This is a genomic window from Clostridioides sp. ES-S-0048-02 (genome assembly GCF_020658495.1).
Lineage (GTDB): Bacteria > Bacillota > Clostridia > Peptostreptococcales > Peptostreptococcaceae > Clostridioides.
The window spans coordinates 1-23,515 of sequence record NZ_JACVWH010000003.1 but is presented as its reverse complement, the minus strand read 5'-3'; the positions used below and the strand labels follow the sequence as shown (position 1 = coordinate 23,515).

Sequence of the window (23,515 nt, the reverse complement as noted above, 5' to 3'; positions counted from 1 at the left end):
TACTTTATATATATTATAAACTTCAAGCTTTTGTTTAAGATATATTATTTAAAAATTTAATAATACTATTTGCAGTAATCTTAAGCTGTTTTTCTTGACTTATAATAGCATCATTGTCTCCCTTTTGTTTTCCATAATCTCCAAATTGTGCATGATTTCCCCCTTCAATTTCAACATAAGTTGTATCATCAGGAAGTTTTTCTTTTGCTTCTATAAGATTTTTAAAATTAACTACTCCATCTTTACTTCCCCATATAGATATAACCTTTTTACCTAGCTGTTTTAGTTCATTGCCCATTGGATAAGAAGATAAAAACACAACTCCATCAATTAATTTATTGTCACGTGCAAAATTAGATGCAACAACTCCACCCAATGAGTGACCTCCTATTACCCAATGTTCTATATTATTGTAAGAATCCATAATTTTCTGTGCTTTATTAGTTCCAAGTATAGCTAGATTAAGTGGCATTTTTGCAATTACCACTTCATATCCACTTTCTGCTATTTTTCTTGCAAGTGGTGCATATGATTCAATTTCTACTTTAGCTCCTGGATAAAAAATTAGACCTTTAGAAACTTTTCTACCCTTCGGTGTAAATGAAATATTTTCATTTATGGTTACCTCAACTTTACTATTGCTAACTAATGCTTCTTTTGCTAGTTTTTGAGGTTCATATGTTTTGTTTATCCATATGAAAAAACTAAGCAGAATCAATACAAACAGTATACCTATTCCCATGAATATTTTCTTTTTTATATTAAATTTTCTATTATCATTTTTATCATCTTCGTTTTCAACCTCATCATAAAGTAAAGGTCTTTCAAGTTCCATAGTTATACTAAATGTATCATATTTCTTATTGCGCTTTACCTTTACATCTTTACTCATAAATCTAACCCCCATAATATTTGAATACTATTATAGTTTATCCTAAGTAAATTGTTTTTTCAACCAATGAAAAAAATCAATATTTTAACCTTTTTCACACAAAATTCATAAATATATGGTTTTTGTTTTTAATATACTATTTTCTGTTAACATTGTATAAAAGAAAAAGTCATATACTTTATTTTAAAGCTATGACTTTTTATATAATTTAATTAGATTAGAAAACTATGCAACTTCTTGCACTAACATTTTACTGATATTACTTATTCTATACATTTCTTTTACACCATTTAAGGTTTGAAGTAAATTTAGACAAATTATTTTATCGCCTAAACTTACTGTACTTTCAATACTATCTAAAATTACACTTCTTCCTTCATCATATTTATCAGCATCATAATTTGAAATATAACTAGTATCTCTCAATATTCTTTCTATATCTTCATCTCTAATATTATTCTTTTTGACATTTATATATAAATTGTACATATTACTTATTAGTAATTGTTGATTTTCTAAGAAATCATCTTGATGTTCATCTTTGTATATAGTATTTATCAGCATAAGTCTATCTTCAATAAGTGATGGCACTAATAATAGATTCTTTATATAATGAACATTGGTTGAATTTTCAATAGATTTATTAACTTCATTAATTATATTTTTAACTATACCTTTATACACATCTATAACATGCTGATACCCCATTTTTGCATCATATGGTAAAACAAATTTATTTATTATTAATGCAATAATTGCACCTAATACTACATATGAAATTCTACTCATAGTTAAAACATTAGGGTCTCCCATAACTGCTGCGGAACCAAGGGCTGAAACAGTTACACACACTATCAGTTTTCTATAATCAACTACATATGAGTTTATGTATCCTGCTAAAAGTACTATTAATGACCTTAATGTATTATCTTTTATTATTGAAAATGAAACAATAAATATTACCGCTCCTACTAGTGTACCTTCTATTCTTTTTCTGGATTTCTGCAAACAGTTCTCTGCATAAGGTTGTGTTAATGAAAACACAGTTAACATTATCCATCTTCCATCTTTTAAGTGAAAATAGTCCATAATAAAACCTGAGATTGCTGCAGCCAAAGCGATTTTTATTGCATAAGAAAATCTTATAGATTTTAAATTAAAATGTTGTTTATATATTGACATTCTTCTAAATTCACGTGGTATCTTTATTTTTCTTTCAACTCTTTTTTCCTCTTTTGATTTTACCTTTTTGTACTCTAATAAAAATTCATATAGATTTTCTAAAACACTATAAATTTCTTTCAAATTTATATTTTTAGTATCTTGAGCGACAACATAGTCTCTAAACCCAAGTATTTCTTTATCAGTTATCTTATCTTTATTTTCTAAGCACATCTTGATATAATTTACTTCTTTAGATACTACAACTAAAACATCTTCTTTACTATTTGTACTACTTTCTTTTAGCATATTTTTTATGTCTTCATCCTCAAATTCCTTAGTATCTATTTTATATCTATCTAAGATTAAACTTATTCTTTCTAATGAAAATAAGATATTTATTATATCCATTCCTTTAATACTAATAAAAAAATCATCTTTTCTATTATCAAATATAACCATTTTAAGACCTTTTGATATAGAATTTATTGTGTAATTACAACTATCTATTTTTCTCATATTAGACTTATTTACAGAATTATCACTGTTAATAATATTTTTTAAAAGATTTATTTTTTCCAACAACTCATCACATATAGATATTAATTCTTTGTCACCAATTTTTTTCATTCTATTTCTATTCATAACAAATTGAGCAATCATTATGACAAGTGAACCACTAGCTAAAGCCGATAATCTTATAGGAAATTCGCTTAATCCTACAGGTATACTTATCATAAATATATACATAAGACCAAAAGGTACATATACAGCCCTTTTCAAGTCATAACTAAATAAATATCCTATTATAAATAATGCTATAAAATTTAATAAAATTCCTAAATACATATTTTGTACTGCAAAAAACGATAATACTCCTAATGTTACGTTTATTATCAAGTATTTCAGTAAATTTTTAATTGGAGAAATAGTTAAATCCCTTTCCAAAAGCATTAGCATAGCTGTTACTATAGCCACACCTATAAGTGTATTTTTACTTCCAAATAAAGCTATAAATGCAGATATAAATGCTATTATAAAAATAAACAATTTAGTTTTTGATATTATTAATTTTTTTGTCATCAAATACCTCCTTAAAAATTTCAACAAAGTCAATTTTATCACACTTATTATCGTATTCAAAATCGTCTTTTCTACGTGAGGATTCTAATTTTTCTATTTATAATTCTAATTTTAATTCATATATTAACGAACTTTATAATCATATATAACATATATATTCATATGCCAGCATACGTTTTTTCTTTCAAATATTTTTTTAAAATTAAAAACAACGCTCTCAATAATACAATATTTGTACTTATTGAGGGCGTTGTAAGATTTATCTAGCAAACTTGTTTAATTTTTTCTTTACCTAGTATGTAAGTACCAAGTCCCATAAATAAAGCTCCTCCAACAATGTTTCCAAGTGTTACTGCTACTAAATTATAAATAGCTCCTCCAATACTAACTGTTTGAATTGTTGGAGAAAATAATGAAACACTATAGATTGTCATATTCGCTACACTATGTTCAAACCCTGTTGTTATGAAAGCAAATAAACATAGGAATATCATAATTATTTTTGCACTATCATTGTTAGTTCTAAATGAACATAAAACTGAGACACAAACTAAGATATTACACAAAACTCCTCTAAAGAAAAGAGACATAAATGGCATAGATGCCTTGGCTGCTGCTGTGTTTGCAAAAAATTCTGCTACAGGACCTTTATCTACTAAACCAGTTCCTACAAACATTATACCTAAAATTAAAGCTCCTATTAAATTTCCTACCCAACTGTATATCCATATTTTAGAAGTATCTTTTATACTTACCCCTTTATTTAGCATACCTACAGACATTACCATATTATTTCCAGTAAACAGCTCTGTTCCTGTCATTACAACTAAACTAAGTGCTACTGCAAACGATAACCCCATCATTATCTTTGTCATAGGAGAACCTGCATCTGTCAAAATCCCTCCAATAGTAAATATCAAAAGTATACCGATACCTACATAAAGTCCTGCAAAAGCAGAAGACACTAAATATTTTATCTTACTTGTATTTAATAAATTTATTTTATTTATAGCTGCGTTAGTTAATTTATCCAAAGTTTCTTTATGCATAATTCCCTCTTCCTTCTATTAAATTTATAATTTATTTAAATATATTTTTTTATTACTTATAGATATTTAACACCACTCCAGTATATATTTTCATGTACTTTAGTTATTTCTTCAAATTGTACACCTTCAAGTGCCCATTTTTTAAATTCCATGAATCCAGTCCTGTCAATTATATATCCTATATGCTCTTTCCCTCCTGGTGCATCTTTATCTATATATTGCTCTACATATTTGTAAGTATTAAGTATTATTTTTATTATGTTGTCTTCATCTGCCCATAAAAGAAAATCTTCTGCTAGTCTTGGATTTTTCTTACCTGTTCTACCCATTATAGCTAATCTATAGTATTTTTTTTCATCTCTAGTCCATGCATTTGTTGGGCAATTTAGTACACATTCTCCACAACCTATGCATTTATCTCCATCTCTTACTACTTTATTATTTTCTGTTTTTAATGCTCCAACAGATAGTTTTGAGCATTTTTTTACACACGCTCCACAATTCACACATCTATCTTTTTCATATAGTGGTAAGGTCATTCCTATAATTCCAAAGTCATTCATTCTAGCTTTTATACAGTCATTCGGACATCCAGTCAATGCCACTTTAAAATGTAAGTCATTTGGAAAAATTGCTTTTTCTATTTTTTTTGCAAATTCAGTTGTATTATACTGCGCTTTTGGACAGACTTTATTACCTATACATGCAGCTATGTTTCTCGTACCTGCTGCTGGATAACCTGCATTTTTCTCACTTTGATTTATATTCATCTTTTCAATAACAGGTTGTATGATATTATTTATTTCTTCCATATCTTCCATATCTATTCCTAAGATTTCAAATCCCTGTCTTGTAGTTATGTGTATCTGACCATTACCATATTCATTTGCAATCCTAGAAACTGTGATTAAACTTTCAGGGTCAATAAGACCTCCTGGCACTCTAACTCTTAAAGAAGTTTTATATTTTATTTTTGTAATTCTATAAGCATTTTTCATTACTTTTTTAGTATTTAAATCTCTTATCACAAACTCCACCCCCTAATCAATAAGATTTTTAGCATATGAATAATCAAATACTGGTCCATCTAAACATATATAAGTATCATCCATCTTACAGTGTCCACATTTTCCTATTCCACAACACATTTTTCTTTCATAAGAAACCCAAATATTTTTTTCGTCTAAATCTCTTTTTAAAAACTCTCCTACTGTAAATTTCATCATCATTGGAGGTCCAACTACAATTGCAGAAGTATTATTTATATCTTTTATATCTAAATCTGGAATATATTTTGTTACTAATCCTACATTTCCACTATAACCCTCATCAGCTCCATCCACAGTAACTAAAATATCCAATTTTTCACTCCATCTTTTTAAGTCCTCTGCAAATAGAACATCTTTTGGTGATTTAAATCCAACTATTAATTTAAACTTTTCACACTTATCTTTATTATTATAAAAATATTCAACTATTCCTCTTACAGGAGCTAATGCACTTCCTCCTGCTACTACTACGATTTCTCTTCCTTCATATAAAGATACATCAAATCCATTTCCATAAGGTCCTCTTATAAAAAACGAATCTCCTTCTTTGTAATTGAATAATTCACTAGTAACTTTACCTACATTTCTTATTGTAAAATCAATATAATCTTCTCCATATCCTGATACTGATATTGGACTTTCACCATATTTAGGTATAGATATTTCATAGAATTTTCCAGGCAGAACCCCTTTTGTATCACAATTCACTTTGAATGTCCATTCTTTATCAGTATGTTTAACTATGTCTAGTATTTTTGCACTTACTGGTATATATGAGTTCATTTATATCTCCTCCTTACTAGTTACTAAATCATTTATTTTTTCTATACATTTTGAAAATGATATATATTGTGGACATGCATCATCACATCTTCCACATCCAACACACATGTTATATCCAAATCTTTTTTTGAAATCATTTATTTTATGCATAGTTTTAAATCTCATTCTTTCTCCTTGTTTTTTTCTGAAAGAATTTCCACCTGCTATGTCTGTATATCCATCTACTTGACATGAAGCCCAAACTCTTCTTCTTTCACCTACATTTTCATTTTCCTTATAAAAAATATCCTGCATTGTAAAGCATGAGCATGTTGGACATACAAAATTACATCTTCCACATCCAATACATCTTGTGTCATATTCATCCCATATTGGATTTCCTATTATCTCATTAGAATCAATATTTTCTGGTATATCTATAGAAATTAAATTTTCTGTTACATGACTAACATCAAATTCTGATGGCTCTCCATTAAATACTTCAAATTCATTGTCTTTTATGTCTAAGTACAATGTTTCTCCTTCTATATTCAATCCAAGTGAATAGTTATCAGTTTTATTAGAATCCATACTTACACAAAAACAATTTCTAAAACTCTCTTTACATCCTACAAGTGCAAATTTTATTTTTTCTCTAATATGTTTATAAAAATAATCTTTTTCTTCTCCATTATTTAAATATATTTCATCGAGTCTCTTTATTCCATTTATGTCACAAGCTCTTAGAAAAATTAAAATCTTTTTATTGTCTAAATCGCTTTCCTTAAATTCTTTTTCAGTAAAGTAAAATAAGACTTGATTAATAGGAAGCACTACTTCTTTTGGTGAAAAGTTTGATTTTTGAGCAAATTCCATTTCTTCAAAAGTATTTACTTCCTTGTATCTTATCATGTCCGTATCTGAAAAAGTACCTTTAAATGGCATTATGACTGGTGCAAATATTTTGTAGTCTTTTTTTAGGAAATTCAGACCTTCATTGAATTTGGATGAATCTAATTTTAATTTCATTTTTATCACCTTTCTTATATTTTAGTTTTGCTTACTTATTATCTTGTTTAAATCTTAACACTTTATTTTAGATACTTCTGTGATAATTATCACAGTTTTAAAAATAATAAAAAAAATATTACTAGAGTTTATTAAACTCTAGTAATATTTCTTTATTATTTATAACTTTAAATTAAAAATCTGTTCTTTTAAATACAAGCTTTTCAAATGATTCTATATCCATAGGTCTTGCAAAGTAAAATCCTTGTCCAATATCACAGCCTGCATTTTTTAATAAATTTAATTGACCTTCAGTTTCTATTCCTTCAGCTACAATTAGCATATCTAAATCCTTACCTAATGTAATTATATTCTTTATAACTTTTTCTCCACGTGTAGATGTAATTGTCTCATTTAAAAATTCTCTATCAATCTTCAATACATCAATTGGTAATTTTTTTAAAAGACTAAGTGAAGAATATCCACTTCCAAAATCATCCATAGATACAATAAATCCAATATCATGCAAATCATTTAAAATATCTAAAAGCATGCTTATATTTGACAAAAATAAACTTTCTGTTAACTCAAGTTCTATTAGATGCGCTGGTATATTATGCTTATTTATTAAAGATTTTAAACTAGTTACTATATTTCTATTATTTAAATGAATTCTTGATACATTTATAGAAATTGGTGGTGGCTTTATTCCATTTTTTATCCATTTTGACATTGTACTAAAGACATTATCCCAAACATACAAATCAAGTTTTTCTATAAATCCATTTTTCTCAAATAGTGGAATAAAATCATTAGGCGATATAGTTCCCTTAATTGGATGAATCCAACGAACAAGAGCCTCTGAACCTACAATCTCATCTGTTATAAGGTTAATTTTAGGTTGCAAATAAATTACAAACTCTTTATTTAAAAGTGCATTATCCATATTATTTTCAATTTCTTTTTCACGAAGTATAGAAAGCCTTATTTTATCATCATAAAAAGCAACTTTACTCTTATAATTGGTTTCTATTGTTTGACAAGCTATCTTAGCTCTATCAATCATTACATCAATATTTACATCATCTTTATCAATTAAATACGCTCCACATTTAAGTATTATATCTATTTTAAATGTATTTTCTTTATCACTATTCACAATCTCAAAAAAATCATTTGCTCTTTTTCTTAAATTTTCTATATTACTTTTTTTAGTCATTACAATAAATCTATCGTCTGATAATCTTGCATATATTTCATCCTTAAAAATACTTTCACCTATTTTTCTTGCTATATATTTTAAAATATTGTCTCCAAATTCAAAACCAAACATATCATTTATATATTTAAATTTATCTATGTTAATATAATATATAACAAAGTTATACGTTCCATATTTTTCAAAAAGCTTATTAGCATCAATTTTAAATTTCAATAGACTTCTTATACCTGTTACTTCATCAACATATGCTATCTTTTTTAATTTATTCATTTGTACCTTATAATTTACAATAAATATTCCAAAAACTATAAATATAATAAATAATATTATCAAAATAAATGCCATAATATTATGCTGTATAAAATCTAATAGAGTAACTGTATGCTCTAAGTACTTCGTACTGCCTGTAACTGCAATTGCAACCTCTTCTTCTGTAACTCTATTGATGGATTTATTGAGTATTGACAATAATGCAGGATTTGCTTTTTCAGAAACCCCTATTCCAATATCCACGACTTGATTTTTTATTGGCATAAACATAAGCCCATCAGATTCTTCAGTATTAATTATATTATTTAGGATATAGTTGCTTCCTATAAATACATCACTTTCTTCTTTCTTGACAGCTTCAATACATTTACTAGCATTTGGATAAAAACTTACTTCTTGATTTGGATAATATTCTTTTACGAATGATTCTATCCCTGTCCATTTAATCATTGCTACCTTAGTTTTTTCATCCATTCTAATATCATTTTTTGCCAAACCTAACATGGTAGTTTCAAGGTAGCCATCAGTAAATATAATATTATGCTCTAACTCAGTACTCCGTGACATAAACATATTTGCACAAATATCTACCTCACCATTTTCAACCATTTTTAAACCCTCTGAAAAATTATCTACCTTTATATACTCAAACTTTAAACCTGAGTTATTTGAAATTGATTTTAATATATCTATTGATATACCTTTGTAGGAATTTGTATTTTTATCATAAAAAGATAGTGGTGACGTATCAGGACCTGATACAACTTTTATTACAGGATGTTTCTTTATATATTCTTTTTCCTCCAAAGTAAATACTTCTGTAGCTATTGCAGTACTCTTATAATGTTTATTAAATAAATTACCATCATAATATATATCTTCTCGCTTAATCTCATTTAATGCATAATTCAAACCATCTAGTATTTTTTTGTTTCCCTTAGTTGTTGCATAATAGATAGGCTCTGATGAAAAACGTAATACTACCTTTGTATTTGGTATATCTCTAATGCTTCCTGTAAGTATCATATCAATGGTTCCTTTTTCAAGTTCCTTTTGAAGTTCTTCTGCACCTTCTATGTACTTATATTTTACAGATATTTTATTTTTTTTACAGTATTCATCAAATACACTTTTAAAATGATTATCTGAAACTGTACCTACTACTTTTCCATCAATCTCTTTTAGATTATTATAAGATATTGTATTGTTTTTGGAGTTCACATACAATGCTCCATATTCATATCCAAAATTTAAATTTGTATAATCATAGTATTCTTCACGTTCTTCATCCTTTTGCAATGCTCCAAATATATCAATTTTTCCCTCTTTAAGCATTTCTATACCTTGACTCCATCCACAAGGTATATATTCTAATTTCCAATTATTTATTTTAGCGATTTCATTCATATAATCATATGTATATCCATATAACTGACCATCTTTTGTAACAGAAATTCCATAACTAGGCCAATATCCAACCCTTACTTTTTCTTTCTCAGAAGTGGCTAAAACAAATGATGTATTTAATATAAGTAAAAAAATAACCATAGTAATAGTAAATCTATATTTTCCATTCATAATATGCCTCCATTTATAACTAAATCATATCAAGATAGTTAAAATATTCTTATTCAACTTAATATTCTTTATATTAAAAATTTAAGCCCTCCATTTGCATTTAAACTTTAAATAGAGTCATTAAATATAATAAATCTATCTTTTCCTTGATTTTTTGAATGATAAAGAGCTTTATCTGCTTTTTCATATAATTCAATAAAAGTTGTTCCATGATTTGGCATAATAGATATTCCAATACTACAAGAAACTTTATATGACTTATTTTCTCCAGTATAATAATTTCTAAATGCATTACATAGCTCAATCGCTTTGTTTTCAATAAATTTTATATTCTTCATATTTTTTATGAAAACTACAAACTCATCTCCACCAATACGTCCAATTATATCATCCTCTCTAAAAATAGAAGTTAATTTTTTTGATACTTCAACTAATACTTTATCACCAAAGACATGCCCTAAATTATCGTTAATAGCTTTGAAATCGTCTAAATCAATAATAAAAAATGCATGACTACTTTCTTTAACTCTGTCTAAACTCAAAAATCTCTTTATTAGAGTTTCAGTTGTACCTTTATTATAAATTCCTGTTAATATATCACGTTCAGCTTTAAATTTAAGCTCAATCTCTTCTTTTTTCTGTTTGTCTATATCTTTAATGTACGCAAATCCTTTAAGTTGATTGCTTTGGGGGTCTTTAAGTAAATGCATTGTACAAAGTTCCCATAAAATCTTACCATTAATGTCATATCTTCGATACTCTAACTTTAACTCATTTACTCCCTTATTATATGAATCTAAGACATTTTCATAATAAAATACTTTTTTAAAGTTTTCCCTATCTGAAATAAAAACTATATCGTCAACAATAGCCTCCATTACTTCAGAATATTTTCCAGCAGGTCTTAAGCCTAAATTGTTATCAGGCTTTATATTACTTGATATAAATTTATCTTGAGAAAAATTAATTTCATATATAGCAATTGCTTCAGACAACATAGCTTTTCTATATTGCTCTTCTTGATTATATTGCATTTCAGCTTTTTTTTGCTCATTTATGTCTTCTAGTAGACCTATCGCTCTAATTGGAATTTCTGCTCCATTAAATAGACTCGTTAGAGTCATTCTATTCCATATATATTTTCCATTGACTAGTCTTGTTTTTATTACAGATACTACACTTTCTTCACCTTTTTCCATTTTATTAAAAGATTCTCTAAACACATCAACAAAGTCAGGATGTATTATCCCAGAATCTATAAAATATTCTATGCCATTTTCAATATTTTTTTGTAGTCCATATATTAAAGATACATCACTAGAGACATGTATAGATTTTGTATGCATATAATAGTCAAATACTATGTTAGAAGTCTTGGATAAGGCTATTCTAAGCCTTTCTTCATTAATCTTAAGTTCTTCTTCTACTTTTTTTAAATCTGTTATATCAACCAACACACAGTAGAAATACTCTTTTCCATCAGAATCTTTTATAAGCTCACACTTATTTACAACCCACACAAAATTCCCACTCTTAGTAATCATTCGATACTCTATTTCAACTACTTTTGATTCTAATATTTGAAGTGCAAATTCATTTTTCACTCTATCTACATCATCTTTATAAATTACATCATAAAAATTATTATTAAACATAGATTTTATCTCTTCTTTAGTATATTCAAACAGGTTAATAAATCCATCACTTAAAAACACAAATTCATATTTTTCACCTACACTACATTTAAAAACACCTCCTGGTATATTGTTAGTGAGTGAAGATATCTCTAGATTTGCTTTTACAAGCTTTTCTTTGGATTTTTTCTCTTTATAAAATACAATTAAAATCAAAATTGAAAGTGCTATGAAGTTTTTAGTTGTTAATATAATTGCAAGTTTGTTTATCTTAGAAATCTCTTTCACTATCAAAGTCTTTGGAATAAAAGACAATACATACCAATCATTTATACCAACTGGAGTATACGTGGCATATTCCTCATTTCCTTTAAATTTATATTCTAAAAATCCACTTTTCTTATTTGATATATCTTCAATAAAGTTTTTATAACTGTAATCTTCTCTAACATAAATAAAATCAAAAAAATCGCTAACATTATTTATGGTATCATCAGTTTCTCCTGGAGTAGATTTTAAGACAAGATTTCCTGATTTTTCAAATATATATGTACTTCCTTCTCCATTAAAACTAGTCACATCTATAAATTCACTTAATTTACTTGTATAATAAGAACCATACAGAACCCCTATCACTTTACCATTTTTGTACATAGGAGACGCTACTATAAAACTATTTTCATTGTTAACAGATGATTTTATGATTTCTGAAATATTGCTTTCCCCTTTCATTGCTTTCTTAAAATAGCTATGTTGTGATATATTATAGACCTTTCCATCACCTGTATAGGCTGTACCATCTGGATATGCAATATAGATTTTTTCAAAATCAGATTCCTTTGATACATCATTTAGCAATTTCATTATATCTTCTTTCTTCATACCCTCTGACTCTGAAATAATTTTAGAAATACTATTTATAAACTTTGTTAGTGAGTTAAGCTTAACATTTATAGTATTTGAACTTTGCAATGACAACTCTTCTAAATGCATCTTTTTACTTTTTTCTACTAATGAATTAACATTATAGGTAAAATCCCAAAGAGAAAACATCACAAATACACATATAAAAATCAAACCTAAAGCATAACCTATGAATTTTTTATTTTTCATTTTGATACATCCCTTTCTGAGTATAGAAGCTGTGTCAACATCTGTATATTTACTGTTTATATTAAATTAATTATACTATCAGAATTAAGCTGTTTCAATAAACTTAAGGCAAATATTATCATTTTAGATAAATAAAAAAGAATCTATGGATAGATTCTCTTAATAATATCTTTATTTAATTATAATTAATTATTTTTAAAGTATTTTGATAGTTCGGCTTCTTTTACATAAAAACCTTTATTATCAATCTTTATAAGTTCTTCTTTTTGCAATACTTTTATCATTCTAGAAACTGTCTCTCTTTTACAGCCAAGCATATCAGCTAAATATGTAACTGTAAGATTTACATTTAATAAGGTCCATTCTCCACAATAAATTCCAAACTCTTTACTTAATCTATACAATTTTGCTGCTAATTTCTTATCTACTTTTATAGATATTGAATTTTTTAACTGTCTATATAAACGTCTTGTCCTTCTCTCCATATAAGAAATAATATCTTTTGTAAGCTGAAAATCATTTTTCATAATTTCTGTAAATTCTTCAATGCTATAATAAGACACAATTGAATTTTCAAATGCCTCACATCCAACAGCAGAATTCTTCGTAAAATCAAAGGTAATGTCATTTATAATTTCTCCATTATTTAATATAAAAATCACCTTTCTCTCACCATTTTCGCTTATCTTAAAAATAGATACTTTCCCATCTAAAAGTACGTATACTCTGTCCAATTGTTCTTTTTCATAAAATAAAATTTCTTTTCTTTGTAATCTTTTTAGTTTAGCTTTTTCCTTAAGTTGATTCTTAGTTTCACTACATAAATTATTAAAAAGTATTACTTTGTCAATATCATAGTCTTTTAATTTAGACATGTAAAATCTCCCCATTACTAAATTTTTAAGAAAACCACATAAAGTATTACAAATATCTGATTTTATTCATTTTTAAACAGTTTTATAGCATTTGTAGTCTTGATTTTTCTTTCAATAGCTTCATTTGAAAGTTCTTTTACTACCTGTGTATATACTAAATCAATAATAAAAAATTGTGCCAATTTAGAGGATATTGAACCAGTTTCCAATACAGTTTCCCCAGATACATAAGATAAGTGCACATCTGAAATATCCTTTAATTCAGAATTTTTATTTTCAGTAATAGATATAATTTTAGCATTATTAGCTCTCGCAAGTTTTACAGTTTTTATAATTTCTTCAGTTTCCCCAGAATGAGAAATTGCAACTATTAAATCTCCTTCTTCCATTATAGAAGACATCATTATCATAGTATGACTACTATCAAAACTTACACAATTAAGCCCAATTCTCATAAACTTATAGTTTGAATCTTGTGCTATTATACCTGAATATCCAATACCAATAAAGTAAACCTTTTTAGCATTTATTATAAGTCTTGCACAGTCATGAACATCTACACTATTGATTATCTCAACAGTATTCTCTAAAGTAGTTATATTTGAGTTTAAAAGTTTCTTGGCTGTATCTAAAGCTGGCTCATCATTTTGTATATTCTTATTTATAATATTTTTTTTATTACTACTTGATATTTCTTGCGCTAAAGTAACTTTAAAGTCTTGCAACCCATTAAACTTCATTTTTTTAACAAATCTAGTTATAGTTGCTTCACCAATATTACTCTCTTTAGCAATTTGTGATATTGGTTTATAAAATACATCCTCTATATTTTCCTTTATATAAGCTATCAATAATTTATCTGACTTTGTAACTTTAAAAGCTGGTGATTCCAATTGTTCTAAAATACTCATTAAAAAACCTTCTATTCTCTATATTTTGTTTAAAAAATTATACAATGCCCCAAGCATACCTGCATCATTTTGTCTCTTTGCAAATTCTACATTAGTATTTTTATAAACTCTTTCTATAAGAATCTCCTTTAATGCTCTATCTATTTTAGGTTTTAGAAATTCTTCTTGTGCCATTATTCCACCACCTAAAATTACAACTTCAGGATTTATTACATAACATATATTTGCAATACCAATTGCTAATGATTTTATCATATTATCCAATTCTTTTAAACAATCTTCGTCATTATTCTTTGCTAAATCAAAAATTATTTTCCCATTTAGGTCATTTTCATCCATATTTTTTATTTTTGCTAATTTTTTTACCAAACTACTAGTTGATGCTAGTTCTTGGAAAGTACTTCCATTCATATTCATATATCCTACTTCACCAGCACTATTACTAAATCCATTTATAAGCTTATTATTTATTATAACACAACCACCAATACCAGTACCTATTGTCATACATATAGAAGAAGTTGCTCCCTTACCTGCTCCAAGCCACATTTCACCAAGGCCAGCACAATTAACATCATTTTCAACTTCACATTTTATATTAAATTCTTTTTCTATCTCTTTCTTTAATTCCATACCTTTATAGTTTGGAATTAATTCTTCTAACGCAAATACTATCCTACCTTCAATTGGGTCAACCATACCTGCAGTTGATATACATATCCCATCAATATTGTTTTCTTTCATATATTTTTTAACTATTTTCTTTATTTTAGATAATATTCCTGGTCCACCTTTTTCTTTTGCTTCAGTATCTAAACTGGATTTATCGATTATTAACCCATCTTCTCTAATAAATCCATATTTTATTGAAGTACCTCCAATATCTATACAAACGTAATTTTTCATAACATATCTCCATACAAATTATTTTTATAACCAATATTACTAATTAAAATTTTATATTACATGAATTTTTTATTTATTTTTTCCAACTCACAGATATATTTTCTCGCTTCTGATAAATCTATGGTATCCTTTAATATAATTTTTTTCTCAGTTATATGATATTTATAAATATTCTTACATAAATCTTCTCCCAACATATTAAGACCTTCTTGACTATAATGTACATCATCAATAGTTAGACCTTGGTCATGAAATTTCATAGCAATTTTGCTTCCTATGCTTAATATGTCACATTCATTACAAGCAAATTCTTGTGCTGCTGCAATTCGTCTTGTTCTAACAAAATATTCATCTTCTCCAAGCCAATAACCAGTTAAACTAACAAACATTTTATCAATGATACATTCTTCCTTTAGTCTATATGCAATTTTTTTTAGACTCTCTTTATAGTATAAAACATCACTACCATACTTTGCATCACTTTCACCTTGAATCCAAATAACATATTTATTTGTTATTTTATAATTCTTGCTTAAAGTATTACACCCTGCATTAAATTTTTCTATAGTGTCATTTAAAAACCAGTTATTATCATGATTCCAATTTTTTATTCTTGACCCATCCTTTGCATTGTGTATAAAACAAACTTTATTACCAGTAAGTCTATTCCACTCATTTGAAAATGCAGGTGCTATAGTACCATCTCCTTCAGAAGTCTCTAATTCACATCTCATGTTTATAATCTCGTTGCTACTTAAGTATTCAAAACAATTCTCATTTGGAATAACACTGTCTTTTGGATTTCCTAAGCCTCTCGCATTACTTTGTCCTATTAATAAAAATACATCTATTTTATCCATAAATTAACTCCTCTATACAATTCTAAACCTTTTAATATCTATTTAAACTTTCTTATAAAAAACTAAGGCTGAAAATAGTAATCTAACTAAAATTTACGAAATATCACTAATCGCTGAAAGTTAAATCACTATTTTCAGCCTTAGTAGTTATATAAATTTTTATTATCTAACCAAAACCTTAAAAATAGCTTTTTTTATATTTTCTTTTTCTGAAACTTTTATTGCTGTCATATGTGCATCTTCTGGATAACATACTAAGAAATCACCTTTTCTAAGTTCAACATAGCCATTGTTTTTCCCATCAAGAGGCAAAAAGTCACTATCTTCTTCATATGTCTTTTGCTCTAAATTTTCTATAAAATTCAAATCTATTCTTTCGCATCCATCTAGCATCAAGTGTACATCTATATATTTCTTATGAGCTTCCCAGAATCTTTCTTCTTTTTCACAAGTTTTATACTCAACAATATTTACAAAGATATCATCACCATCTATTGTATGAGTCCCTTTTTCGTAATCTATCAATGAATTTTCTTTAGCATATTCAAAACACTTAAGTAAGTCTTCGTGTAATGTTGAATATGTCTTACTATGATTTATACTTCCAAATATCATAATCACTATCTCCCTATATAATTTTAAGTATATTCTACTTTCAGGTTTTTTACATATACAGTTCTTTATACATTCTTATAGAGTAGCTAGATTATTTATATATCTAATCACTCTAATCTAGCCACTCTATAGGATAATTTCTTATTTAAATTCTATATTATTTTTCATAATAAACTGTAGTTTCAGCTTTTGGTAAAGATACTTTTGCTTTAACTTTAGATTCTATTGCACTAAATACTGTTCCTACTACTACAGAAGTAGTTATTGTTATTAGAGAATAAGCCCAAGAAGTTACTTCTGGCATTCTATATTTTAGATAAACAACTAAAATTGCTGATACTGCAAATCCAATATATGCTCCCATTTTAGTTGCTCTTTTACAAAACGCACCAAGTACAAATATTCCTGCTAAAACTCCTAGAACTAGCCCCATAAAACTATTGAACCATTCATATGCTGACTTTATTTCTCCATTTGCTAAGATTATTGCAACAACTATAGAAAGTATACCTACTCCTAATGATATATATTGTGCAACCTTAGTTTGTCTTTCCATACTCATATCTTTTGTTATAATAGTTTGTATATCTAAAGTCCAGCTTGTAGCAACTGAATTAAGCCCTGTTGATAAAGTTGACTGAGATGCTGCATATATTGCTGCAAGTAGTATTCCTGTTATACCTACTGGTAATTCATAAGCTATATATGATGCAAATACTTGGTCTTGTTGAACTGTTTGTGCTAAATCTGGGTTTTGAGTATAGTATATAAATAAACAAGTTCCAATTAGATAAAATACTGTTGCAAGTCCCATTGATAAAACACCATTTCCATATGTCATTTTGTTAAGTTGTTTTATATCAGTTGTTGTAGTAAATCTTTGAACTATATCTTGACTTGATACATATGATGAAAAAGTATTAAGACCAGCTCCAACAAATATTATAAATGCACTTGTAGATAGTATGTTTTTATCAAACATAACTTCATTTGTTGCTAAGAACTTATGCCCACTTGTAAGAGTATCCATCACTGTTCCAAATCCGCCATTTATACTTGATATTAAATAAAATAGCGTACCTGTAACACCTACTATTAGTACCATGCCTTGTATAAAGTCAGTCCATAAAACAGCTTTTAATCCACCTGTATATGAATAAATTATTGCTATTACCCCCATAACTATTATTAACACATTTACAGGTATTCCTGTAAGACCTGCTAAAACTACTGATGGTAGATACATTATTATAGACATACGTCCTATTTGGTATATTATAAACATTAAAGCTCCAAGTACTCTAAGTCCTTTACTTTCATATCTCATTTCTAAGTATTCATATGCAGTATCTATCTCTAATCTACTGTATAAAGGTAAGAAGAATTTTATTGTTAAAGGTATAGCTATAAACATACCTAATTGTGCAAACCATAAAATCCATGTTCCACCATAAGAATTACCTGCTAGTGATAAAAATGATATTGGGCTTAATAATGTGGCAAATATTGATACTGATGTAACCCACCATGGAATAGTTCCATCACCTTTGAAGAACTCTTTTCCTTTCATTTCCTTCTTTGAAAATAACAATCCTGCAAATAAAACTGCCAATAAGTAAACTACTAGTATTGCAAAATCTATCCAAGTAAATCCTACCATTTGACCAATCCTCCCATACTAAAAGTATTTTTATTAAAAATACTTTCTGTATATTTCTTTCGCTCTTGATTTCATTTCATCAGTTGCTTCTTTCATAGGTTGTCTACAGTATCCAGCTTCAACGCCTTGTTCTTCAAGTAGTAATTTAATTGTTTGATATAGACCATTTCCTAATATATCTGTTATTAAATCATTTGTCACATGTTGTACTTCAAGTGCTTCTGATATTTTTTCACTCTTCGTTAGTTCAAATATTTGTCTAGCTCTGATACCGTTTACATTAAATGTAGAACCAATTGCCCCATCTACACCTAAAACTGTAGCTGGTAACATCATTTCATCAAATCCTGCAAATATTAATTTATTTGGGAATGTTTTTCTCATTCTTTCTAATAAGTAGAAATCTGCTGCTGTAAACTTAACACCTATTATTTTTTCATTTTCAAATAATTCTCCAAATTGATCTAAACTCATATCAACACCAGTTAAAAATGGTATAGAGTATATTATTAATCTATTGTCTACAGAATTTATTATTGTATTGTAATAATGTTTTATTTCTTCAAAATCGAATTTATAATAAAAAGGTGTAACAGCACTTATAGCATCATATCCTAAATCAGTTGTAAATTTAGCAAGCTCTACAGCTTCTTTTAAATTAACTGAACCAACTTGAGCTATTAACTTTATTTCTTCTTTTACTTCGTCCTTAGCTATTTCAAATATTTTTTTCTTTTCATCAGTTGAAAGCATGAAGTTTTCTCCTGTACTTCCTCCTACATAAAGACCATCTATTTTACAAACATCTATATTATGTCTAATTATTTGTCTTAACCCTTTTTCGTTTATATTTCCTTCCTTATCAAATGAAACTAATAATGCTGAATAAATTCCTTTCATATCTGTTGTTCTCATATCTTTACCTCCAATTTTAATTTTCAAATATAGTTAAATATAATTAATTTTTAATTAATTTCAATTGCTTTAACAAATTTTTCTGTTATCAATTGTGGTCTTGTTATTGCTGAACCTACAACTGATGAATGAACTCCAATTTCAAAGACTTTCTTTAAATCTTGAGGAGTATTTACTTTTCCTTCTGCTATTACAGGTATTTTTAAATCTTTAACCAATCTTTCCATCAATACAAAATCTGGACCATCTAAAATTTCTGTATATGGAGTGTATCCAGATAATGTAGTTGAAACGCAGTCTACACCGTATTTTTGCGCCTTAACAGCTTCATCATAATTTGAAATATCAGCCATTACTAAAACATTATTTTCTTTTATATAATTTATAATTTCTTTTAAATCTTCATTGTTTGGTCTAACTCTATTAGTAGCATCCAGTGCTATCATCTCACATCCTGTTGCTAAAAGCTCATCTACTTCTTTTTTAGTTGGTGTTATATATATATCTGAATCTTCGTAATTTCTCTTTATAATACCTATAACAGGAAGTCCAGTAACTTTTTTTATTTCAATAATATCATCAACTCCTTGTGCTCTAATGCCAACTGCTCCGCCTTCTTGAGCAGCTTTAGCCATTCTACCCATTATAAAAGAACTGTGAAGAGGCTCATTTTCTAAAGCTTGGCATGATACTATTAGTCTTCCCTTTACCTTATCTAGCATTTTTTCGATTACCTCATTTCTGAAATTTATTTTCTTAATTTATGTATTAATAATAACATGAAAACTTTTTCTTTGCAATATTTTTTCATATTTTTTTATTAATTCTATTTTTTTATAGATTTATTCCAAGTATTTCCTTATATTTCACAGTTTTAAGAAAATTTATTTCATTTTTTTGGTTTTTATTTTCATTCCTATATAGATACAAATGATTTCAATAAAAAAACCCATGTATATAATACATAGGTTCCCCAATATTACTCTAAATCCATAATAATTTTTCTACCACAACATGGACAAAACTCAGATTCCGAATCTACTTCACTTTCACAATAACCACAAACTATAAAATTATCGCAATCATTATCTAATTCAAATTTTTTACCACATTCAGCGCAATATTTGTCATTTATATTTCCAATATAGCCACATTCACAAGTTACATTGCTTTCTGCAATTTCCATATCATTAATTTCCATATTTTTTTCATAAATTATCTTATCAAGTTCTAATAACTCATCACAGAATTTATCAAAACACTCATCATCAATAGAATTTTCTCTAATTTTTTGATAAGTCAACATTCCCATTTCTAAAAATATTTTACTCTTCTTTTCTTGAATATCATCAATTTCTCTATTTATCTTTGATTTTTCTTTATATAATTCAATCTTAAATTTTCCATTACCAAATCTTTTCTTAACCTTAGAAAATTTATCATCTACTGTCTTTTTATTATTTTCTTCCACAGAAGTTTCCTCCAATCATATTTAATCAGCTGAGTTTAGCTTATATCCTATTAAAGATATCACAAAACTGTATATAAATGAAATTATAATAGTTGAGAACAATTTAAATTGCATAACTAGAGTTGTTCCATAGCTAGTTGTATTAAAGAAGTTAATATTACTATCAAGTATAAAAGTACTAAATAGAGCCAACATACCCATTAAAAATGCATAATATATACTAAATATTATTACAGGTTTAATATTATCTGTATCATATTTAAATCTTAATTTATATCCATTTAATAAAATTATTAATGCAGACAAAGCTCCCATTGCATAAAACATTAATTTAGTATCTCCAAATAAAGAGGATGAGCCTAAGCTAAGCATTGAAACTGTTGAATTTATTATTGTTACCGAAATTCCATTTGCAAAAGCCCACATGTAACTAGCAATTTGTGGCAATATAGCAAATAAATCGATACCACTTGAATATCCACTCATATTCAATTCATTTAAATAACTACTATCAGATATAGTTAATATAAAAAGTATTGCTAACACTAAAACATAACCTAATATGAATATTTTAATAGCATTTGAAAAAAGGAACATATACATATTTTCTTTTTCATAGCTTTTTCTATAATTAGTTATATATGTACATATAAATCCTAATACAAATCCATTTAAAAGTGCACTAAAAAATTCATAACTATACTCTAAGGCATATCCATACTCTAGCATACTATGTGAGCTAGTTTTAACATTAGTAAAAGTACATAAAATAGCTAAAATTAATCCATAGAAAATTCCCACTCCAAGAGAATTGGCTAATGTAGTTTTTGAATCCTTACATCTTTTTCTCATAAAAATTAAATTTGATATAATTAATCCTAAAACAGGAATTATAAGTAATATTAACAATCCTATATTTGCACTTATAAATCCAGAACCCATCATGGTAGACATAGATACACTAATTTGACCTAGATTAAGGGCTAACATTATATGTGCTGGATTTATCATGTAACTGATATCATTAAATTGAATAGTAATTATAGCCTTAAATATTAACGAAATAACAAGCAATATGAATATAGTTGAAAAGGTCGTTAAAAATATCCCTCTTGTATTTGCGTGATATGAGAGTTCTTTTATTTTAGATTTTAAGTCAAGTTTTGTTTCGCTCGATTTTAATGATACTATTTCATAAAGTTCATTTCCACAAAATTTACAGTAATTATCTTTAGGATTATTTTCTTTGTTGCAACTAGAACAAAGTTTATCTTCTTTAGTTTCAAGTGTAAGGTTATTATTTTTTATTTTTCTAGTTGGCTTACCTGTTTTTTTAGAATAGTTACTATATGAATAATTCATATTATCTATTTTTTTTTCATCCATTTTTTCCCTCCAAGTTTTACCATTGTCAATTATCAAATATAACTATATCATATAAAACTTAATTATACCTTAATTGGATATATTTATCTATTTTATTTGTTTATTGTTGTTATTTTTTCACAAGTGTTGGTATTTCAATAATTTATTGATGTCAGTTTTGTTGTTTATGTTTTATTATGCTTAATTTAAATTTATTCTATTCTTTATTTTCGGTGGCAAGATGGTGGCAAGTTAGGTTTTGCCACCGTTTATTTTTATTTTAAAGAAACATAGTTCATTAATATAAATTTATTGAAAAATATGGAATATATATTGACTTTCACGTCACGTGATGGTATAATATAAATATAGAAAGGAGGTAAGAAAATAAAAAATTAAGAAGGGAGGACAGAGAAAGTGGGGAGATTAGAAAGAAGAAAAAATAAAAGAGAAAACAAATTTAATAAAATTAAAAATGTTTTCTCTTTCACATTAGTTTTAATTAATCTAGTACTCGCAATACTTAGATTGATTAAAGAATTATAAGTTCCAATCCTAGAAGGAAAAGTCCTTCCTTCTAGGTAACTTCTTTCTAACATTATAACACATTTTTTAATTTAATATGAATAATAAATTTTATAGAATTTGTATGATTATCCTTGGTATCACTATAGTTTTAAATATTATTAACATAATAATAAGTTTTACTTTTAAAGCTCTTATAGCTTTGGTATTCACTTTATTATTGTTGGCATTCATTAATAGTAGAAAGGAATGATATTATTGGAGCAAAGAAAACTTAGAATTGGATTTAATAAAAGTGGCAAAGGTTCTTTTACACCAAGACTGATACTTCCAATGTCATGGATTAAAGAGATGAATATTTACCCTGATGAAAGAAATGTTCTTGTTACTTTCGAAGATGGAAAAATAATTATTGAGAAAGCTGAAAATGAATAAAAAAAGAGGTAGTAACTATTTCCAGTTACTAGAGACTGTAAATTAATTTGTGCTTTTAAAGATAATTTCTACTTTATAGCAACAATTATTTATTTACTATTAATATTTCCCAATATATGAATTTTATTCTAATAAATTGTAAAAAATATATACTGG

20 protein-coding genes are annotated in these 23,515 nt (G+C 26.9%); 2 read left to right on the top strand and 18 right to left on the bottom strand.

All coding sequences use genetic code 11. From position 1 onward, the window contains the following. Window positions 1–34: 34 nt before the first annotated feature. From IC173_RS05330 to IC173_RS05245, 18 genes are all read right to left on the bottom strand, one after another. Complete coding sequence (locus IC173_RS05330; protein ID WP_227434899.1) at window positions 35–892, bottom strand: alpha/beta hydrolase; 858 nt, start codon at window positions 890–892, stop codon at window positions 35–37. A gap of 225 nt (window positions 893–1,117) precedes the next feature. Further along, window positions 1,118–3,136 (bottom strand): FUSC family protein, encoded by a 2,019-nt coding sequence (locus IC173_RS05325; protein WP_227855259.1) that lies wholly within the window; start codon window positions 3,134–3,136, stop codon window positions 1,118–1,120. A gap of 263 nt (window positions 3,137–3,399) precedes the next feature. After that, on the bottom strand, window positions 3,400–4,185 hold the full coding sequence (locus tag IC173_RS05320; protein WP_227434902.1) for a formate/nitrite transporter family protein: 786 nt from the start codon (window positions 4,183–4,185) through the stop codon (window positions 3,400–3,402). Between the two features lie 56 nt (window positions 4,186–4,241). Continuing rightward, complete coding sequence (gene asrC / locus IC173_RS05315; RefSeq protein WP_227830642.1) at window positions 4,242–5,213, bottom strand: sulfite reductase subunit C; 972 nt, start codon at window positions 5,211–5,213, stop codon at window positions 4,242–4,244. Window positions 5,214–5,225: 12 nt separating this feature from the next. Continuing rightward, window positions 5,226–6,017, bottom strand: a complete 792-nt coding sequence (gene asrB, locus IC173_RS05310) for an anaerobic sulfite reductase subunit AsrB (protein ID WP_227434905.1) — start codon at window positions 6,015–6,017, stop codon at window positions 5,226–5,228. Continuing rightward, the gene (gene asrA / locus IC173_RS05305) at window positions 6,018–7,025 is read right to left on the bottom strand and encodes an anaerobic sulfite reductase subunit AsrA (protein WP_227434906.1); all 1,008 of its coding nucleotides are present in this window, start codon (window positions 7,023–7,025) and stop codon (window positions 6,018–6,020) included. A gap of 172 nt (window positions 7,026–7,197) precedes the next feature. After that, a complete protein-coding gene (locus IC173_RS05300; protein WP_227855258.1) occupies window positions 7,198–10,074 on the bottom strand; it encodes an EAL domain-containing protein in 2,877 nt (958 codons plus the stop codon). A 107-nt stretch (window positions 10,075–10,181) separates the two neighbouring features. Then, window positions 10,182–12,821 (bottom strand): diguanylate cyclase domain-containing protein, encoded by a 2,640-nt coding sequence (locus IC173_RS05295; protein WP_227855257.1) that lies wholly within the window; start codon window positions 12,819–12,821, stop codon window positions 10,182–10,184. A 185-nt stretch (window positions 12,822–13,006) separates the two neighbouring features. Beyond that, complete coding sequence (locus IC173_RS05290) at window positions 13,007–13,696, bottom strand: Crp/Fnr family transcriptional regulator (protein WP_227434918.1); 690 nt, start codon at window positions 13,694–13,696, stop codon at window positions 13,007–13,009. 62 nt (window positions 13,697–13,758) lie between these two features. Continuing rightward, window positions 13,759–14,607, bottom strand: a complete 849-nt coding sequence (locus IC173_RS05285) for a MurR/RpiR family transcriptional regulator (protein ID WP_227434919.1) — start codon at window positions 14,605–14,607, stop codon at window positions 13,759–13,761. Between the two features lie 18 nt (window positions 14,608–14,625). Then, window positions 14,626–15,513 (bottom strand): ROK family protein, encoded by an 888-nt coding sequence (locus IC173_RS05280; RefSeq protein WP_227434920.1) that lies wholly within the window; start codon window positions 15,511–15,513, stop codon window positions 14,626–14,628. A gap of 56 nt (window positions 15,514–15,569) precedes the next feature. Beyond that, the gene (locus tag IC173_RS05275) at window positions 15,570–16,373 is read right to left on the bottom strand and encodes a sialate O-acetylesterase (RefSeq protein WP_227434922.1); all 804 of its coding nucleotides are present in this window, start codon (window positions 16,371–16,373) and stop codon (window positions 15,570–15,572) included. Between the two features lie 162 nt (window positions 16,374–16,535). Beyond that, complete coding sequence (locus tag IC173_RS05270; protein ID WP_227434923.1) at window positions 16,536–16,988, bottom strand: YhcH/YjgK/YiaL family protein; 453 nt, start codon at window positions 16,986–16,988, stop codon at window positions 16,536–16,538. Window positions 16,989–17,145: 157 nt separating this feature from the next. Then, a complete protein-coding gene (locus IC173_RS05265; protein ID WP_227434925.1) occupies window positions 17,146–18,648 on the bottom strand; it encodes a sodium:solute symporter in 1,503 nt (500 codons plus the stop codon). Between the two features lie 33 nt (window positions 18,649–18,681). Further along, a complete protein-coding gene (locus IC173_RS05260) occupies window positions 18,682–19,563 on the bottom strand; it encodes an N-acetylneuraminate lyase (RefSeq protein ID WP_413926681.1) in 882 nt (293 codons plus the stop codon). A 50-nt stretch (window positions 19,564–19,613) separates the two neighbouring features. Beyond that, window positions 19,614–20,285 (bottom strand): N-acetylmannosamine-6-phosphate 2-epimerase, encoded by a 672-nt coding sequence (locus IC173_RS05255; RefSeq protein ID WP_227855256.1) that lies wholly within the window; start codon window positions 20,283–20,285, stop codon window positions 19,614–19,616. Between the two features lie 257 nt (window positions 20,286–20,542). Beyond that, window positions 20,543–21,034 (bottom strand): zinc ribbon domain-containing protein, encoded by a 492-nt coding sequence (locus IC173_RS05250; protein WP_227434928.1) that lies wholly within the window; start codon window positions 21,032–21,034, stop codon window positions 20,543–20,545. A gap of 21 nt (window positions 21,035–21,055) precedes the next feature. After that, window positions 21,056–22,420 (bottom strand): hypothetical protein, encoded by a 1,365-nt coding sequence (locus IC173_RS05245; RefSeq protein ID WP_227855255.1) that lies wholly within the window; start codon window positions 22,418–22,420, stop codon window positions 21,056–21,058. 396 nt (window positions 22,421–22,816) lie between these two features. On the opposite strand from IC173_RS05245, the gene IC173_RS20670 reads away from it, so the two are divergent. Together IC173_RS20670 and IC173_RS05240 are read left to right on the top strand one after the other, a co-directional pair. Further along, window positions 22,817–22,945 (top strand): hypothetical protein, encoded by a 129-nt coding sequence (locus tag IC173_RS20670; RefSeq protein WP_255613314.1) that lies wholly within the window; start codon window positions 22,817–22,819, stop codon window positions 22,943–22,945. 228 nt (window positions 22,946–23,173) lie between these two features. Continuing rightward, window positions 23,174–23,359 carry an AbrB/MazE/SpoVT family DNA-binding domain-containing protein gene (locus IC173_RS05240; protein ID WP_227855254.1) on the top strand — a complete coding sequence of 62 codons (186 nt, stop codon included), beginning with the start codon at window positions 23,174–23,176 and terminating at the stop codon, window positions 23,357–23,359. Window positions 23,360–23,515 lie beyond the last annotated feature (156 nt).

Excerpts from the sequence above, each read along its gene's own strand:
- IC173_RS05330 (WP_227434899.1), bottom strand. The coding sequence starts at position 892 with ATGAGTAAAGATGTAAAGGTAAAGCGCAATAAGAAATATGATACATTT.
- IC173_RS05325 (WP_227855259.1), bottom strand. The coding sequence starts at position 3,136 with ATGACAAAAAAATTAATAATATCAAAAACTAAATTGTTTATTTTTATA.
- IC173_RS05320 (WP_227434902.1), bottom strand. The coding sequence starts at position 4,185 with ATGCATAAAGAAACTTTGGATAAATTAACTAACGCAGCTATAAATAAA.
- asrB (WP_227434905.1), bottom strand. The coding sequence starts at position 6,017 with ATGAACTCATATATACCAGTAAGTGCAAAAATACTAGACATAGTTAAA.
- asrA (WP_227434906.1), bottom strand. The coding sequence starts at position 7,025 with ATGAAATTAAAATTAGATTCATCCAAATTCAATGAAGGTCTGAATTTC.
- IC173_RS05300 (WP_227855258.1), bottom strand. The coding sequence starts at position 10,074 with ATGAATGGAAAATATAGATTTACTATTACTATGGTTATTTTTTTACTT.
- IC173_RS05295 (WP_227855257.1), bottom strand. The coding sequence starts at position 12,821 with ATGAAAAATAAAAAATTCATAGGTTATGCTTTAGGTTTGATTTTTATA.
- IC173_RS05290 (WP_227434918.1), bottom strand. The coding sequence starts at position 13,696 with ATGTCTAAATTAAAAGACTATGATATTGACAAAGTAATACTTTTTAAT.
- IC173_RS05285 (WP_227434919.1), bottom strand. The coding sequence starts at position 14,607 with ATGAGTATTTTAGAACAATTGGAATCACCAGCTTTTAAAGTTACAAAG.
- IC173_RS05280 (WP_227434920.1), bottom strand. The coding sequence starts at position 15,513 with ATGAAAAATTACGTTTGTATAGATATTGGAGGTACTTCAATAAAATAT.
- IC173_RS05275 (WP_227434922.1), bottom strand. The coding sequence starts at position 16,373 with ATGGATAAAATAGATGTATTTTTATTAATAGGACAAAGTAATGCGAGA.
- IC173_RS05270 (WP_227434923.1), bottom strand. The coding sequence starts at position 16,988 with ATGATATTTGGAAGTATAAATCATAGTAAGACATATTCAACATTACAC.
- IC173_RS05265 (WP_227434925.1), bottom strand. The coding sequence starts at position 18,648 with ATGGTAGGATTTACTTGGATAGATTTTGCAATACTAGTAGTTTACTTA.
- IC173_RS05260 (WP_413926681.1), bottom strand. The coding sequence starts at position 19,563 with ATGAGAACAACAGATATGAAAGGAATTTATTCAGCATTATTAGTTTCA.
- IC173_RS05255 (WP_227855256.1), bottom strand. The coding sequence starts at position 20,285 with ATGCTAGATAAGGTAAAGGGAAGACTAATAGTATCATGCCAAGCTTTA.
- IC173_RS05245 (WP_227855255.1), bottom strand. The coding sequence starts at position 22,420 with ATGGATGAAAAAAAAATAGATAATATGAATTATTCATATAGTAACTAT.
- IC173_RS05240 (WP_227855254.1), top strand. The coding sequence starts at position 23,174 with ATGATATTATTGGAGCAAAGAAAACTTAGAATTGGATTTAATAAAAGT.